The sequence below is a fragment of the Saccharopolyspora ipomoeae genome, from assembly GCF_029952525.1.
In the GTDB taxonomy this organism is placed as follows: domain Bacteria; phylum Actinomycetota; class Actinomycetes; order Mycobacteriales; family Pseudonocardiaceae; genus Saccharopolyspora; species Saccharopolyspora ipomoeae.
The window spans coordinates 195,220-210,791 of the sequence record NZ_JASAOF010000003.1; the positions used below are offsets into that span (position 1 = coordinate 195,220).

General features: G+C 71.7%; 12 protein-coding genes and 2 riboswitches. Of the genes, 4 read left to right on the forward strand and 8 right to left on the reverse strand.

Features of this window, described 5'->3' with window-relative positions:
- Positions 1 to 114 precede the first annotated feature (114 nt).
- Entirely contained in the window at positions 115 to 1,278 is a 1,164-nt protein-coding gene (locus QFW96_RS07520; RefSeq protein WP_281454821.1) for an MFS transporter, read from the forward strand.
- A 354-nt stretch (positions 1,279 to 1,632) separates the two neighbouring features.
- Here QFW96_RS07520 and QFW96_RS07525 read toward each other — a convergent pair whose 3' ends face one another.
- From QFW96_RS07525 to QFW96_RS07535, 3 genes are all read right to left on the reverse strand, one after another.
- On the reverse strand, positions 1,633 to 3,657 hold the full coding sequence (locus QFW96_RS07525) for a putative cobaltochelatase (RefSeq protein WP_281454822.1): 2,025 nt from the start codon (positions 3,655 to 3,657) through the stop codon (positions 1,633 to 1,635).
- Positions 3,658 to 3,692: 35 nt separating this feature from the next.
- A riboswitch (cobalamin riboswitch) is annotated at positions 3,693 to 3,865 on the reverse strand.
- 260 nt (positions 3,866 to 4,125) lie between these two features.
- Positions 4,126 to 4,608 carry a GNAT family N-acetyltransferase gene (locus QFW96_RS07530; protein WP_281454823.1) on the reverse strand — a complete coding sequence of 161 codons (483 nt, stop codon included), beginning with the start codon at positions 4,606 to 4,608 and terminating at the stop codon, positions 4,126 to 4,128.
- Between the two features lie 78 nt (positions 4,609 to 4,686).
- Positions 4,687 to 5,505, reverse strand: coding sequence for a S1 family peptidase (locus tag QFW96_RS07535; protein WP_281454824.1), 819 nt, complete (start codon positions 5,503 to 5,505; stop codon positions 4,687 to 4,689).
- 300 nt (positions 5,506 to 5,805) lie between these two features.
- On the opposite strand from QFW96_RS07535, the gene QFW96_RS07540 reads away from it, so the two are divergent.
- Positions 5,806 to 6,432 (forward strand): LysE family translocator, encoded by a 627-nt coding sequence (locus QFW96_RS07540; RefSeq protein ID WP_281454825.1) that lies wholly within the window; start codon positions 5,806 to 5,808, stop codon positions 6,430 to 6,432.
- Here QFW96_RS07540 and QFW96_RS07545 read toward each other — a convergent pair.
- A complete protein-coding gene (locus tag QFW96_RS07545; RefSeq protein WP_281454826.1) occupies positions 6,346 to 7,551 on the reverse strand; it encodes an MFS transporter in 1,206 nt (401 codons plus the stop codon). The two genes, QFW96_RS07540 and QFW96_RS07545, sit on opposite strands and share 87 nt — an antisense overlap.
- 76 nt (positions 7,552 to 7,627) lie before the next feature.
- A complete protein-coding gene (locus QFW96_RS07550) occupies positions 7,628 to 7,798 on the reverse strand; it encodes a hypothetical protein (RefSeq protein ID WP_281454827.1) in 171 nt (56 codons plus the stop codon).
- 72 nt (positions 7,799 to 7,870) lie between these two features.
- Here QFW96_RS07550 and QFW96_RS07555 point away from each other — a divergent pair, with 72 nt between their 5' ends.
- Both QFW96_RS07555 and QFW96_RS07560 read left to right on the forward strand, forming a co-directional pair.
- Positions 7,871 to 8,464: a hypothetical protein gene (locus tag QFW96_RS07555; RefSeq protein WP_281454828.1), complete on the forward strand. Its 594-nt coding sequence runs from the start codon at positions 7,871 to 7,873 to the stop codon at positions 8,462 to 8,464.
- Positions 8,465 to 8,701: 237 nt separating this feature from the next.
- Positions 8,702 to 9,598: a LysR family transcriptional regulator gene (locus QFW96_RS07560; protein WP_281454829.1), complete on the forward strand. Its 897-nt coding sequence runs from the start codon at positions 8,702 to 8,704 to the stop codon at positions 9,596 to 9,598.
- Positions 9,599 to 9,614: 16 nt separating this feature from the next.
- On the opposite strand, the gene QFW96_RS07565 is transcribed toward QFW96_RS07560, so the two are convergent.
- From QFW96_RS07565 to QFW96_RS07575, 3 genes are all read right to left on the reverse strand, one after another.
- Complete coding sequence (locus QFW96_RS07565) at positions 9,615 to 10,418, reverse strand: S1 family peptidase (RefSeq protein ID WP_281454830.1); 804 nt, start codon at positions 10,416 to 10,418, stop codon at positions 9,615 to 9,617.
- 243 nt (positions 10,419 to 10,661) lie between these two features.
- The gene (gene cobN, locus QFW96_RS07570) at positions 10,662 to 14,339 is read right to left on the reverse strand and encodes a cobaltochelatase subunit CobN (protein WP_281454831.1); all 3,678 of its coding nucleotides are present in this window, start codon (positions 14,337 to 14,339) and stop codon (positions 10,662 to 10,664) included.
- A 26-nt stretch (positions 14,340 to 14,365) separates the two neighbouring features.
- A riboswitch (cobalamin riboswitch) is annotated at positions 14,366 to 14,553 on the reverse strand.
- A 49-nt stretch (positions 14,554 to 14,602) separates the two neighbouring features.
- Positions 14,603 to 15,514: a D-isomer specific 2-hydroxyacid dehydrogenase family protein gene (locus QFW96_RS07575; RefSeq protein WP_281454832.1), complete on the reverse strand. Its 912-nt coding sequence runs from the start codon at positions 15,512 to 15,514 to the stop codon at positions 14,603 to 14,605.
- Positions 15,515 to 15,572 lie beyond the last annotated feature (58 nt).

A 15,572-nucleotide genomic window follows, 5' to 3' on the forward strand; every position in this document is an offset into this window, starting at 1 on the left:
CCTAACCAAGAGCATCCCCAGCGCACGGCCCCGCATGAGGTGGGCAACTTCACCGCCGCATCCGGCGTTCGAGGCGTGAAGATGGACGAGCGTCCCAGAACTAGGAGCCGCCGCATGCCCACCAGACCGCCTCTGGTGTTGTCCACAGCCTCGTTCATCAGCAGTTTCGACCGGTTCGCCGTGACCCCGATGCTGGTGCTGATCGCGCTGAGCATGCACGTCCCGATGGCTTCGGCGGTGACGGTGGCCAGCGGCTACTTCCTGGCCTACGGCCTGTCGCAGCCGGTGTGGGGCATCCTGTCGGACCGCTTCGGCCGCATCCCGATCATGCGCGCGACGCTGCTGGCGGCGGCCGCGACCGGCCTGATCTCCACGTTCGCCCCGTCGCTGCCGGTGCTGATCGCGGCGCGGGTGCTGGCGGGCGCGTTCATGGGCGCGGTGGTTCCGACGACGCTGACCTACGTCGGCGACACGGTCTCCCAGGAGCGGAGGCAGGGCGCGCTGTCGGACCTGATGGCCGCTCAGGCGCTGGGCACGGCGATGGCGATGGCGGTGGGTGGCGTCCTGGCGCACTGGCTGGACTGGCGCGTGGTCTTCGCGGTCCCGGCGGTGTTCGCGGCGATCTGCGCGCTGCTGCTGCGGAAACTGCCGGAGCCGCAGCGGGCGGCGGTCACCGGCGGTGTGGGTGCCCACATCGGCGGCGTGCTCCGCAACCGCTGGGCCCTGCTGGTCTTCGGCCTGGTCTTCGTGGAGGGCGCGGTGCTGCTCGGCACCATGACGTTCCTGGCATCGGCCCTGGTCAGCGCGGGCCTGGACGTGGCGGTCGCGGGCCTGGCCACCGGCGCCTACGGCGTGGGCGTCCTGGTCTTCTCCCGCGTCGTCAAGGCGATCAACTCGAAGCTCCCGGTCTCCCGCCTGATCGCCATCGGCGGCACCCAGATGGTCGTCGGCTACGCCCTGGTCAGCCTCGACACGAACCTCACCACGACGATCATCACGGCCCTCCTGCTCGGCGGCGGCTGGTCCTTCATGCACTCCTCCCTCCAGGCCTGGGCCACCGAGGTCGCCCCGGAAGCGAGAGGAACAGCGGTGGCCCTCTTCGCCTGCGCCCTCTTCCTCGGCAGCGCAGCAGCCTCAGCAGCAGCGGGCCCCCTTGCGGACCAAGGCAACTACACGATCCTCTTCGCCACAGCAGGAGCAGCAGCAATCCCCCTGGTAGCCACAGCCACCTACGCGAGAAACCGCTACAAGCACAAGAAAACCCCACAACCAGCCTGAACACCGTCAGGCAAGCGCCGCAGGCGCTTTCTCCTTACCCCACCTGAGCAACTGGCACCGCCGGGGGTTCTCAGACGTCGCCTGGGGAGGACAGCCGACGTGCCGTGTATTGGCATACATAAGCCTCGGATCCCGTAGCCAGGCGGCGTCTGAGGTTCCCCTACCCGCACCGCCAAGCAAAACGACCCGAAGAACAACAAGAAAAGAGCCCCGCGCTCAACCGGCCTGGGGGTCGCTGGGAGCGCGGGGCACTTTGGAGGTCCACCCCTGGGGGTCAGGTGGACTGGTCGTCACCGTACCAATCCGACCGAAGGGTCGGTACTCGCAGGGTTGAATCTCGTAACCAAAACGAGACTAAGCCGCCAACCCGCTGTCACCGCTGACGGCCCGGACGACTCCGGCGACGTTCTCGGCGGAGAGCTCTTCGAGCCGCAGGCTGGGCCCGCCCAGGGCTGTGGCCAGCTGGTTCGCGAGTCCGAGCTTGACGGCACCGTTCTCGCAGTCGACGACGACGGAGGCGGTTCCGGTGCTCGCGAGGACGCGGGCGGCGCGCAGGGAGTCGTCGACGGCCTGCTTGGTGCCGGTGGTCCCGCCGACGCCGACGGTGGCCTTGCCGTCGGTGAGCAGCACGACGAGGGGCCGGCGCTGCGGGTCGCGGGTGGCTTCGGTGCGGATGACGTGCTGGGTGCGCAGCAGCCCGTCGGCGAGCGGTGTGCGTCCGCCGGTGCGGAGGCTGCGCAGCCGGGCGGCGGCGATGTCGACGGACGAGGTGGGCGGCAGGGCGAGTTCGGCCTTGTCGCCGCGGAAGGTGATCACGCCGACCTTGTCGCGCCGCTGGTAGGCGTCGCGCAGCAGGGACAGGACGGCGCCGCTGACGGCGCTCATCCGGTCGCGGGCGGCCATGGAGCCGGAGGCGTCGACGGCGAAGAGCACGAGGTTGCCCTCGCGGCCTTCGCGCAGGGCCCGGCGGACGTCGTCGGAGCGCAGGACCAGACCGGGTCCGCTGCGACCGCGCGCGGCCTGGTGGGGCGCGGCGGCGGCGAGGGTGGCGGTGACGTGCAGGCCGTGGCCGTCGACGGTGGTGGCGCGGGTGGTGCGTCCGCTGCGGGAGCGGGCGCGGGACCGGCGTCCGGGCGCGCCTTCGCCGAGCCCGGGCACTTCCAGCAGCCGGGCGCGGAAGGACTGCCCGGCGCCGACCGGGGAGCGTTCGGAGTCCCCACCTCCGGGCTGTTCCTGCTGCTCACCGCCTCCGCCGCCGTTCGGTCCGGTGGGCTCGTCCTGGGGTTCGCCGCCTCCACCGGGGCCGCCGTCGCCGCCTCCGTCGGGGTCGTCGTCGGGGTCTTCCGGCGCCTGGTCGTCGGCCTGCTCGGCGGCGTCGGACATCGCCTGCTGGAGCTGGTCCTCGGCCATGCCGGGCTCGTCGAACGGGTCGCGGCGGCGCCGGTGCGGCAGCGCGAGCCGGGCGGCGGCCTCGACGTCCTCCTCGGCGACGGCCTCGGCGCCGCGCCAGGCGGCGTGGGCGACGGCGGTGCGGGCGAGCACGAGGTCGGCGCGCATCCCGTCGACGTCGAAGGCGGCGCACAGCGCGGAGATCCGGCGCAGTTCGGAGTCGGGCAGCACGACGGTCTCGACGCGGTCGCGGGCGGCGCGGATGTGCTCGGCGAGTTCGGCGTCGGCGTCGGCCCACCGGGCGGCGAACCCGGCGGGGTCGGCTTCGAAGGCGAGCCTGCGGCGGACGACCTCGGTGCGGGTGCTGACCTCGCGGCTGGCGGCGACCTGCACGGTGAGGCCGAAGCGGTCGAGCAGCTGCGGCCGCAGCTCGCCTTCCTCGGGGTTCATGGTGCCGACGAGCAGGAACGACGCGGCGTGCGAGACGGAGACGCCGTCGCGCTCGACGTGCGCGCGGCCCATGGCGGCGGCGTCGAGCAGCAGGTCCACGAGGTGGTCGTGCAGCAGGTTGACCTCGTCGACGTAGAGGACGCCGCGGTGGGCTCCGGCGAGCAGGCCGGGCTGGAAGGCGCGGACGCCTTCGGTGAGCGCGCGTTCGAGGTCCAGGGAGCCGATGAGCCGGTCCTCGGTGGCGCCGACGGGAAGCTCGACGAGCTGCGCGGGCTTGCGGGTGGCGGTCTCGCCGTGCGGGGCGTCCGGGCACTGCGGGTCGGGGGCGGTGGGGTCGCAGCCGAAGCGGCAGTCGTCGACGACGTCGAGCGCGGGCAGCAGCGACGCCAGGGCGCGCACGACGGTCGACTTGGCCGTGCCCTTCTCGCCGCGCACCAGGACACCGCCGATGCGCGGGTGCACCGCGTTGAGCAGCAGCGCGAGCCGCAGGTCGTCGTGGCCGACCACGGCGGAGAAGGGGAAGCGGGGGGCAGCGGACATGCCGGTGTGGTTCCTTCCTCGGGGTGCGGACGCCCCGCTGTCGGGAACAAGGGGCCGCAGTGTCCTGACTCCCGGATCGTCACGTCCCTCCGGCCTTCCCAGGTCACCCCGGTGGCTCGCGCGGGAGGTCCGCTCCTCGGTCACAGTGGCGCCGACCGTGCCGGACTCGCACCGGCTTCCTGCCAACACCCCTTGCAAACGGATTCACCGACATCGTTCCAGACGGAGATCAAGCACCCAACCGCCCAGCGCGGGAACTCACAGTTTGATGGCATGCGGCGCAGCCGCATTCTCTTCCACCACGCCAGCAACTGGCACCGCCGCGGGTTCTGAGCGCTTTCGTGGCGAGTACGCCGTGACGCCGTGTATTGGCATACATCAGGAGCGGCGCACGGAGACCACGGAAGCGCTCAGGTTCCGCCACCCGCACCGCCACGCAAAACGACCACGGAATTCCTTGAAAGGATCTCAGCGACTGGCGGTGACGCTTGCTCGGCGGGGTTCGCGGCGCATGTCGACGTGCGGGATGCCGTCTTCGAGGTATTCGTCGCCGACCTCGACGAAGCCGAAGGACGCGTAGAAGCCCTTGGCGTAGGTCTGGGCGGACAGCACCGCGGGCGAGTTCTGCACCTCGGCGACGGCGGCGCGCATGAGCTTGCGGGCGATGCCGAGGCCGCGGGCGCTCTTGGCGGTGCAGACCCGGCCGATGCGGTAGGTGCCGTCGGGGTCCTCCAGCAGCCGGAGGTAGCCGAGCACGTAGTCGTCGGCGGAGTCGACCCAGAAGTGGCGGGTCGAGTCCTCCAGGTCGCGGCCGTCGAGCTCGGGGTACGGGCACTCCTGCTCGACCACGAAGACGTCGACGCGCAACCGCAGCATCCGGTAGAAGTCCGAGGCGTCGAGGTCTGCGGTGTAGGCGCGTTGCACGGCTGTCGCGAGCGGCTGAAGGGTCACCCTTACCTGGATATCACAGGGCTTCCCCGATCCCAGCATTCGCGGGCGCCGGGAGTTGTGCAGACCACTCGCCGCGCATCACGGCGCGTAGCTGGCCAGGCGGGTGTAGACGCCGGGCGTTCCGGGACGGCCGCAGCCGGTGCCGTAGGACACCACGCCGATGAGCCTGCCGTCGGCGACGATCGGGCCGCCGGAGTCGCCCGCGCACGCGTCGCGGCCGCCTTCGGGGTAACCGGCGCAGAACATGCTGCGCGGGTCGTAGGTCGGGTAGGCGGAGCGGCAGGAGTCGTCGGGGGCGACGGGCACCTCCACGGAGCGCAGCGTGTCGGAGGCGGGCCCGTCCTCGCTGGTGCGGCCCCAGCCGTAGACGCGCGCCGAGGTGCCCGGCTGGTACGGCTCGGTGTCGCCGGGGGCGACGACGGGCAGCGGGCGCTGCGGCAGCGGCGTGGCGAGTTCGAGCACGGCGAGGTCGTCGCCGGTGGTGAAGTCCTCGTAGCCGGGGTGCACCTTCACCTCGTCGACCTCGGCCTCGGTGCCCTCGGTGCTGCGCAGGTCGGTGCGCCCGGCGATCACGCGGATGTCCTTCGGGGAGCGCTCGGCCCCGGTGAGCGGGTCGTGCGCGCAGTGCGCGGCGGTGATGACCTCACCGGCGCGGATGAGGGTGCCGCCGCAGTACTGGTTGCCGTAGCGGTCGGTGAGCGCGACTGCCCACGGCGCGTCCTCGGTGCTGGCGCCGGATCCGCCGAGGATCCGGGACTGCGGCTGGTCGTCGCCGGTGATCGCCGGCCCGGCGTGGGCGACGGGGCTCCCGACTGCCATCGCGGTGACGGTTCCGGCGAGGGCGAGCGCGCGCAGCGCCCGGTTCTTGTCGATCGGTCCGTGGTCGTCGCGGCCCAATGCGGGTGCCTCCAGCTGTCGCGGTGATCGTGCGGAGCGGACACACCGTAATCACCCGCACACCGAAACATCACGAGGCGCAACTCACAGGTTCGCGGGAAAATATTTCGTTAAACTTGGATTCAGAAACAAATCCTTTCGCGCTTGTCGCCGTCGACCGGCGCGCCTCCATCCCGCGGCGACGCGGGCCCGGGGTCCCTCCACCACCGGCGTCCGCCGATTTCGCCTGACCGGATGACGAGATGAACCTGATCAAGCGACGCAGCAGCGGTTGCTGCCCGATTCGGAGAGGACTCCGCCGTGCTCCTGGACCTGACGCCGTTGCCCGCCTTCCTGCTGGCGAGCGCCGTCGTGATCATCACACCGGGAGTGGACGTCTTCCTTCTGCTGCGCACATCGCTCAACCACGGCCGCAAGGCCGGGCTGCTGGCGCTGGCCGGCATCCACACCGCCAGCGCGCTGCAGGTCGCGCTGGTCATCTCCGGGCTGGGGGCGCTGATCACCAGCGCGCCGGGCGTCATGGTGGCGCTGAAGTGGGTCGGCGCGGCCTACCTGCTCTACCTCGCGGCGACGATCGTGCGCGGCTACTGGCTGACCCGCCGCGAGACCGGCTCGCTGGACGTGCCGCCGCCGGAGGACGCCAACCCCTACCTGCGGGGACTGCTCAGCAACCTCACCAACCCGAAGATGCTGCTGTTCAGCCTCGCGTTCTTGCCGCAGTTCGTCGGCGCCTCGACGCAACCGGCGCTGCAGCTGGTCGCGCTGGGCGCGGTGTTCCTGCTGCTCGCCGCGATCTGGGAGGTGACGATCGTGCTCTCGGCCGCCGGGATCGCCGACCGGCTAAAGAACCCCCGAGTCTCGAAGTCGCTGGACGCGCTGAGCGCGACGGCCTTCGTGACCATCTCCATCGGCCTCGTCGCGAGCTGACAGCAGCGTCAGCAGCGCGAGCCCGGCCAGCACCAGCAGCACGACCGGCACCGACACCACCCCGGAGAGCAGGCTGATGACGAACGGCGTGCAGAAGCCCAGGTAGGCCAGCACCCACATGATCGCGGTCAGCCCGGCCAGCTCGGCGGGCCCGGCGATCCGGCCGACCATCGTCAGGCAGTAGGTCGACACGAAGCCGTAGCCGGTGCCCAGCGTCAGCGAGGCCAGCAGCCCCAGCCACGGCTGCACCTGCCACGCCGCGATCGCCGCCAGCACCAGCCCGGCGGCGATCGCCGGGAGCCCGAACACGGCCGTGGCCCGCACCCCGTTGCGGGCGATCCGGCGCGCCCACGGCTGCACGACCGCCCCGAAACCCGGCGCGCACAGCGTCGACAAGCCCGCGTAGAGCACCTCGAAGCCGGGCGCGTGGGCGGTGACCTGCGCGGGAAGGACCGCGAAACCGACGGTCGGGCACAGGAAGATCCACGGCGCCACCGGCGCCACCCGCCGCAGGAAGCGCGGGTCGCGCGCACCCCGCCCGCGCGGCGCCCCGGCCTCGTGCTCGACGCGGGTCTCCGGGCAGCGCCACGCCAGCGGCAGCGTCACCGCGCACAGCAGCAGGTGCGGAACGTAGGCGCTGACCAGCGGGAACGGACCCCAGGTCGCGACCAGCGCGGAGGCCAGCCCGCTCACGCTGAAGCCGACGGCCAGCAGCACCCCGGCCCGACGAGCACCGGCCCCGTCCTCGGTCGCGGTCCCGAACGGCGGGTGCGACAGGTCCCGCACCCACGCGCTCCCGGCGGCCAGCACGGCCCCGGTGCTCACCCCCACCAGCAACCGGCCGATCACCAGCCCCGGCACGACGTGCGCCCCGAGCATCAGCGCGACGGTGGCCGCAGCGTTGATCACGATGGACCAGAGCACCACCGGCCTGCGCCCCCGCCGGTCCGCCAGCGGACCCCCGAACAGCAACCCGGGCACGAGCCCCACGACGTACAACGCCAACAACCCGGTCGCCGCCGAGGGGCTCAACCCCAGCTCACCCCGATAAGCCCCCAGCAACGGCGAGAACTGGTTAGCACCCCACCCGGCCACCATCAGCAACAGACCAGCAGGCACCCAAACGCTTCGCACCCCTAACGTTCTACGGCCCCGAACCACCCCAATGCCCCCACCGTTCGGTTTTCCCGAACGACTACGCCTCTCCAAGACGCTCCAAGGCGCGTGCGAATCGATCGAGCCCCTCGTCGAGAACGGAATCGATCCGTCTCATCACGTCCTCCAGTTGGGAACCGTCGGTTCGCGGGTTCTCCACGATCGGCTCAGCTTCGAAGCCGCTGAGCTTCTCGCCATCCTCAAAACTCACTGATCGTCCACTCCTCCGTCTTGCGCTGTCGCCGAAATGGGTAGCTGACCAGCGCGGTTCTACGCTCCCCAAGTGATCACCCCATCACCCGGCGGCCTTCAGGCCTTCGCCGACGAATCGTTCCGCGAAGCCGAACTCGGCGGTTTCTACGTTTTGGCCGCAGCCGTCTTCGAACCCGGCGCCGAAGATGCCGCCCGCGACGCCATGCACGTTCTGCAAGGCAAACGCGCTCCGCTGAAGCTGCACTGGAACGAGATGAACCAACAGCTGCGGCACAACGCCGTCAAAACCATCGCTGATCTCGACGGCTTCTACGTCGTGGCCGTGGGCTCACCGGTCCCGGCACGACGCCAAGAGCGTGCGCGGGCCGCGTGTCTGGTCCAACTCACACTCGAACTCCACGGCCTGGGAGTAACAGAACTGCACATGGAATCGCGGACTCCCGAGCTGAATCAGCGCGATGTCAACACCGTCCGCGGCGCCCGATTCTGCTTACCCCGCCGATCGGTCTTCCACATCGACCACATTCCGGGAAAGCGAGAAGCGCTGTTGTGGGCCGCTGACATCGCCGCCGGAGCTGTTCGCGCCCAGCACGAGGGACGTGCCGATTATCAGCCGCTGCTGGGAGAAAGCCTTCACGAAATCGCCGTCACGACCGACTGCTGACCTGGTCCTGACATGCGTAGAGGCAGGGTCCCGGTCTACCCCGGGTGCACCTGCCCCTGCGACTCGCCCGACACCCACGATGCCGAGCTCCTGCGGCGAGCTTATCGCACTGGCCCAAGCCCTTTCCATGACACGATCGACTTACTCCGCTGCTGCGGGGGTTCGTCGTTATGCGTGCCTCTTTCGCTGGTTTTGGGGTATCGGCGGTCGTAGCTTGCTCGTATGGAGTTTCGGCGGTTGGAGACTTTGCTCGCGGTGGCCGAGGAGGGGCACTTCGGGCGGGCCGCTGAGCGGTTGTTCCTGGCGAAGGCGACCGTGACCGAGCACGTCAAGCAGCTGGAGCAGGACTTCGGGGTGCCGTTGCTGGAGCGCGGGCCGGTGCGGTTGACGCCCGCCGGGCACCGGCTCGCGCGGCACGCGCGAGCGCTCCTGGCCGCCGCCGAGCTCGCCCGCGAGGACGTCGCCGAGGCGGCGACGGCGCAGCCGGGCGTGCTGCGGGTCGGCGTGATGGGGCACGGCTCGGCCGAGCTGACCCCGGCGACCGTGCGGGCGTTCCGGACCGCCCACCCCGAGATCGACCTGCGGCTGGTGCCGCTGGACTTCACCGAGCACGTGTCGGCGCTGCTGGAGCACCGGGTGGACGTGGCCTTCGTGCGCCCGGCGCCGGAGGACGAGCGCGTCGAGATCGACGTGCTCACCACCGAGCGGCGGATCGTCGTCGTCTCGGCCCGCTGGGAACTGGCCGACGCGCCCGAGGTGCGGTTGGCCGACGTGCTCGACCTGCCGTTCATCCGGCTACCCGAGCGCACGCCGCGGCCGTTCACCGACTACCTGTACTTCACCGCGGCGCGGGGCGGGGAAGCCCCGCGCCGCGGTCGGGACGACGCCGTCACCCCGCACGAGGTGCTGGCCACCGCGGCCGCCGGGCGCGGGGCGGGTTCGGCGCTGGAGTCCTTCGAGCGCTTCTACCCGTGGCCCGGCACCCGGTGCGTGCCGGTGGCCGACGCGCCGTGGGAGCACAGCGTGCTGGTCAGCCGCGCCGGTGACCCGGACCCGCAGGTCCGGGCCTTCCGGACGCTGGCCGCCGGCCTCGCCCGGGAACTCGGCCCCGGACTGCGGCTGACCCCGGCTTGATCAGCACGACCGGTGGTCAGCGCTGCGCCGTGAGCTGGGCCTGGATGTCCGGCTGGTAGGCGGCGGTGCGGGTGTAGATGCCCGGGTTTCCCGGCCGGGCGCAGCCGTTGCCGGTGGAGACGATGCCGACGAGCTTGCCGTCGACCACCAGCGGGCCGCCGGAGTCGCCCTGGCAGCTGTCCACGCCGCCTTCGGGGAACCCGGCGCAGACCATCGCCTTCGGGTCGTACTGCTCGTAAGCCTTCTTGCAGTCGGCGTCCGAGGTCAGCGGCACCTCGGCCTTCTGCAGGGTCTCGGAGGCGTCGCCGCCCTCGGAGGTGGCGCCCCAGCCGAGCACGGCGGCCATCTTGCCCGGCTCGTAGGCGGCGGTGTCCTCCGGCGTGGCGACCGGCAGCGGGGCCTGGGGCAGTTCCTGGTCGAGGGTCAGCACCGCGACGTCGGAGCCGGTGTTGGCGTCCTGGTAGCCGGGGTGCACCCAGATGTCGGTGACCGCGGCTTCGACGCCCTCGGTGGTGGACTTGTCCTCCCGGCCCGCGACGACCTTGACCGCCGTGGGCTGCTCGCCCTCGACGCAGTGAGCGGCGGTGATGACCTTGTTGGCCGCGCCGATCGTGCCGCCGCAGAACTGGTTGCCCTGGTTGTCGGCCAGGAAGACCACCCACGGGTGGTCGGCGATCGGGGCCTGCTGCCCGCCGACGATCGGCGGTGCGGCCGCGCCCTGCTCGGAGGCGTGCGCGCTGGTCGTCAGCAGCCCGCCGAGCAGGCTCATCGCCGCGAGCGTTCCGGCCGCCGCCCGCGCCCCGAATTTCGTGTCCGACATGGTTCGTCTCCTCCCCCGGAACCTCCCCGGCGGCCGTCCGACCGCCGCTCCGGCTCGTCCAAAGTGTCCACGAGTAAGAGGAGATGAACCCCCTGTCAGATACACCTCGACCGGGAGCACAACACGAACGAGTGGAATTCTGCGGGACTTTCCACTCGAACGGCCCACCACCTCAGTCCACTGTGGAGAGACAGGAGAAGGTACATTCCGCCCGGGACCGGCGCCCCGGTCCCGGGCCGACGATCAGTCCTCCAGCTGGCCTTCCAACTCCAGGTACACCGACCGCAGGTCGTCGAGGACCTGCTCGTCCGGCTCGGCCCACAGGCCCCGGTCGGCGGCCTCCAGCAGGCGCTCGGTCATGCCGCGCAGCGCCCACGGGTTGGAGTTGCGCAGGAACTGCTGCACCTGCTCGTCGAAGACGTAGGACTCGGCCAGCTTGGTGTACATCCAGTCGTCGACGACCCCGGCGGTGGCGTCGAAGCCGAACAGGTAGTCCACGGTCGCCGCGAGCTCGAACGCGCCCTTGTAGCCGTGGCGCTGCATCGCCGAGATCCACTTCGGGTTGACCACCCGGGCCCGGAAGACCCGCTTGGTCTCCTCGCCCAGCGTCCGCGTCTTGACCGCGTGCGGCACCGCCGAGTCACCCACGTAGGCGGCCGGATTCTGCCCGGACAGCGAGCGCACCATCGCGACCATGCCGCCGTGGTACTGGAAGTAGTCGTCGGAGTCGGCGATGTCGTGCTCGCGGGTGTCGACGTTCTTGGCCGCCACCTGGATGCGCTTGAACGCCGTCTCCATGTCGCCGCGCGCCTCGCGCCCGTCCAGGCCCCGCCCGTAGGCGTAGCCGCCCCAGGTCGCGTAGACCTCGGCGAGGTCGGCGTCGCTGCGCCAGTTGCGGGCGTCGATCAGCGGCAGCAGACCGGCACCGTAGGCGCCCGGCTTCGAGCCGAAGATGCGGGTCGAGGCCCGGCGGTCGTCGCCGTGCTCGGCCCTGTCGGCGCGGTAGTGGGCGGCGACGTAGTTGTCCTCGTCGGGCTCGTCGAGGACGGCCACGGTCTGCACCGCGTCGTCGATCAGCGACACCACGTGCGGGAACGCGTCGCGGAAGAAGCCGGAGATGCGCACCACCACGTCGATGCGCGGGCGCCCCAGCTCGGCGACCGGGACGACCTCGAAGCCGGTGACCCGCCGGGACGCGTCGTCCCACTTCGGGCGGCAGCCCAGCAGCCACAGGATCTCGGCGATGTCGTCGCCCTGGGTCCGCATCGCCGAGGTGCCCCACACGGTCAGGCCGACCGAGCGCGGGTTCTCCCCGGTGTCGGCGACGTGCCGGGCGATCAGCGACTCGGCCAGCGCGGAGCCGACGTCGAAGGCGTTGCGGGACGGGATGGCCTTGGGGTCCACCGAGTAGAAGTTGCGGCCGGTCGGCAGCACCGAGATCAGACCGCGGGTCGGCGACCCGGACGGCCCAGCGGGCACGAAACCGCCGTCGAGCGCGTGCAGCACGTTGTCGACCTCGTCGGTGGTGCGCGCCAGCCGCGGCACCAGCTCGGCGCAGGCGAACCGCAGGATGCGGCCGACGTCGGCGATCTCGGCGCCGATCACGCCGGTGACGACCTCCTCGGCCCGCTCGGCGTCCCAGCCGGTGTCGGCGAGCGCCTCGACGAGCCTGCGCGCCAACGACTCCAGCAGGTCCACCGCGTCCGACGCCGAGGCCGACGGGCCCTCGACGAGCTTCGTCAGCTCGGCCGGGACGTCCGCGCGCGCACCGGGTTCGGCCAGCAGCGCCTGCTCGTCGAGTCCGAAGTGGCCCGACAGCGCGGAGCGCAGGCCGGGCAGCGCGCCGACCGTGCCGCCGAAGACCTGCTTGGCGCGCAGGATCGCCAGCACGTCGTTGACCAGCTCCTCGTCGCGCGGCGCGCGGCCGAGGATGTGCAGACCGTCGCGGATCTGCACGTCCTTGATCTCGCACAGGTAGCCGTCGACGTGCATCACGAAGTCGTCGAAGGACTCCTCGTCAGGCTGACCCTCCTGGTGCAGGTCGTGGTGCAGCTCGGCGTGGGTGATCAGCTCCCAGATCTGGTTGCGCAGCGCCGGCTTCTTCTCCGGGTCCAGGTCCGTGACCAGGGCGTACTCGTCGAGCAGCTGCTCCAGCTTGGCGATGTCGCCGTATGCGTCGGCGCGCGCCATCGGCGGGATCATGTGGTCGACCACGGTCGCGTGGCCGCGCCGCTTGGCCTGCGTGCCCTCGCCCGGGTCGTTGACGATGAACGGGTAGACGAACGGCATGTCGCCCAGCACCGCGTCCGGCGCGCAGTCCGCGGCCAGGCCCAGGCCCTTGCCGGGCAGCCACTCCAGGGTGCCGTGCTTGCCGAGGTGGATCACCGCGTCGGCGCCGAACTCCTCGTCCAGCCAGCGGTAGGCGGCCAGGTACTGGTGCGACGGCGGCAGGTCCGGGTCGTGGTAGATCGCGATCGGGTTCTCGCCGAACCCGCGCGGCGGCTGGATCAGGATCACCACGTTGCCGAAGCGCAGCGCGGCGACGTAGAGGTAGCCCTCGTCGTCGACGTAGAGGCTGCCGGGCGGGGCGCCCCAGTGCTCGGTCATCGACGCGCGCAGCTCCTCGGGCAGCGCGTCGAACCACTCGCGGTAGCGCGGCGCCGGGACGCGGATCGCGGCCTCGGCCATCTGCTCCTCGGTCAGCCACTCCACGTCGTGCCCACCTGCGGAGATGAGCCGGTGGATGAGGGTGTCGCCGTCCAGGCCGGCCACGTCCAGCCCGCCGAGGTCGTAGCCCGCGGCCTCCAGCGCGCGCAGCAGCACCACCGCGGAGGCCGGGGTGTCCAGGCCGACGGCGTTGCCGACGCGGGAGTGCTTGGTCGGGTAGGACGAGAGCACGACGCCGAGGCGCTTGGCGGAGTTGTCGACGTGCCGCAGCCGCGCCAGCGACACCGCGGTGGAGGCCACCCGCGCCGCGCGCTCGGCGTCGGCGACGTAGACCGGGATGCCCTCCGGGCCCTCCTCCTTGAAGGAGAACGGGACGCTGATCAACCGGCCGTCGAACTCCGGCACCGCGACCTGCATCGCGGCGTCCATCGGCGACAGCGCGGCGTCGCTGTCGGCCCACACCGCGCGGCTGGTCGTCAGGCACAGGCCCTGCAGCACCGGGATGTCGAGCTCGGCCAGCGCGCCCGCGTCCCAGGAGTCCTCGTCGCCGCCCGCGCTGGCGTCGGCGGCCACGGCACCGCCCGCGGCCAGGACGGTGGCGATCAGGGTGTCGCAGCCGGCCAGCAGCTCGCGCAGACCGGCGGCGTCGGACAGGCCGCGCAGCGAACCGCAGAACACCGGCACGACGTTGGCCCCGGCGGCTTCGACCTGGTCGGCGAGGGTGTCGACGAAGGCGGTGTTGCCCGACAGGGCGTGCGCCCGGTAGAAGACCACGCCGATCGTGGGCTTCGACGGGTCGTGGGCGCGCTCGCCGTGCAGCCCGAACTCGGGCATCGACTGCGGCTCGGTGAACCCGGTACCGGTCAGCAGCACGGTGTCGGACAGGAAGTTCGCCAGCTGCGCGAGGTTCTCCGGACCGCCTTCGACCAGGTAGGCCAGGGCCTGGGTGGACACACCGGCGGGCACCGTGGACAGCGTCATCAGCTCGGCGTCCGGGGTGGCCTCACCGCCCAGCGCCACGGTCGGGAGGCCGGAGGCCAGCACGGCGTCCAGGCCCTCCTCCCAGGCGCGACGGCCGCCGAGCAGGCGCACGACCACGACGTCGACGCCGTCGAGCAGCGCGGGAACGTCCTCGGCGGCCACCCGGGAGGGGTTGGCGACGCGGTAGTCGGCCTCGGCGGCGCGGGCGGCCAGCAGGTCGGTGTCCGCAGTGGACAGCAGCAGAACTCGGGCGTCGCGGGCAGGCTCGCTCACGGTGATCCTCTCTCGGGGTGCGCGCCCCGGCGGGGGTCACGGCGGCAGGAGTTCCTGGCTCCCGGATCCTCGCGGGGTCCCCGCCTTCCAGCCCGTCAGGGCCGTGGCTGCCAGGGGCCCGCTCCCCGGTCACAGTGGCGCGACCGCCCCGGCCTCACACCGGGTTCCTCCACGTCACCGCCGTACTGGCGAAGCCATCCTATCGATCGAGGGACCCCTCACCACCCACCGCGCGATTTCGCGAGAAAGATCTCGTTCCCCGCTCAGTACCCGGCGGTCACGTCGACCAGCCCGAGGAGGGGCTGACCTGCGATGTGGCGGCGGACGTTCTCCTCGACGCGGCGGGCCAGGGCCGGCATCTGCAGGTGCGGCGGGTTGGCCGTGTGCGGGGAGATCAGCGCGCGCGGGTGGCCGAACAGCGGGTGGCCGTCGAGCAGCGGCTCCGGGTCGGTGACGTCGAGCGCGGCACCGCCGATGCGGCCCGCGTCCAGGGCCTCGACCAGCGCGTCTGTGTCGACCAGGGAGCCGCGCGCGATGTTGATCAGCCACGCGTCGGACTTCATGGTCTCCAGCGCGGCGGCGTCGACGAGCTTCGAGGTGGCCGAGGTCGCCGGTGCCGCGACCACGACGAAGTCCGACTGGGCGAGCAGCTCCCGCGTCCCGTCGGCGTCGTCGGCGGGCCAGGTCCGCTCGGCGCCCAGCACCGGCTTGCCGGAGCGGTTCACCGCCAGCACCCGCACCTGGAAGGGGCGCAGCATCTCGATCAGCGCCTTGCCGATGCCACCGGCCCCGATGATGCCGACCGTCGATCCGGTGAGGCTGCGCATGCCCTCGGGACGCTGCCAGGTGGTGGCCCGCGCCATCGCGGCGAGCTGCCGCGCGCCGGACAGCATCAGGCCGAGGGTGTGCTCGGCGACGGTCTGGGCGAAGGTGCCCGCGGCGGAGGTGAAGGTCAGGTCCTCGCGCAGCACCCCGGAGGCCACCCAGGACTCGATGCCGGCCGAGGGCAGCTGCACCCACTCCAGCCCCGGGCGGTCGTACTCGGCGAACCGGTTCGGCTCAGCACCGAACCACACCAGCGCGTTCGCGTCCTCGGCGGAGCTCAGCTCGGCCCCCGCCGCCACCACGGCGGCCTCCAGATCGGGCTGCGACACCGGACCAACGTGGACCTTCACGACTTCTCCTCCATCACACGACGTTCCCGAGACCCCACCACGACCGAGTTGTGGGGAC

Excerpts from the sequence above, each read along its gene's own strand:
- QFW96_RS07520 (WP_281454821.1), top strand. The coding sequence starts at position 115 with ATGCCCACCAGACCGCCTCTGGTGTTGTCCACAGCCTCGTTCATCAGC.
- QFW96_RS07565 (WP_281454830.1), bottom strand. The coding sequence starts at position 10,418 with ATGTCGGACACGAAATTCGGGGCGCGGGCGGCGGCCGGAACGCTCGCG.
- QFW96_RS07525 (WP_281454822.1), bottom strand. The coding sequence starts at position 3,657 with ATGTCCGCTGCCCCCCGCTTCCCCTTCTCCGCCGTGGTCGGCCACGAC.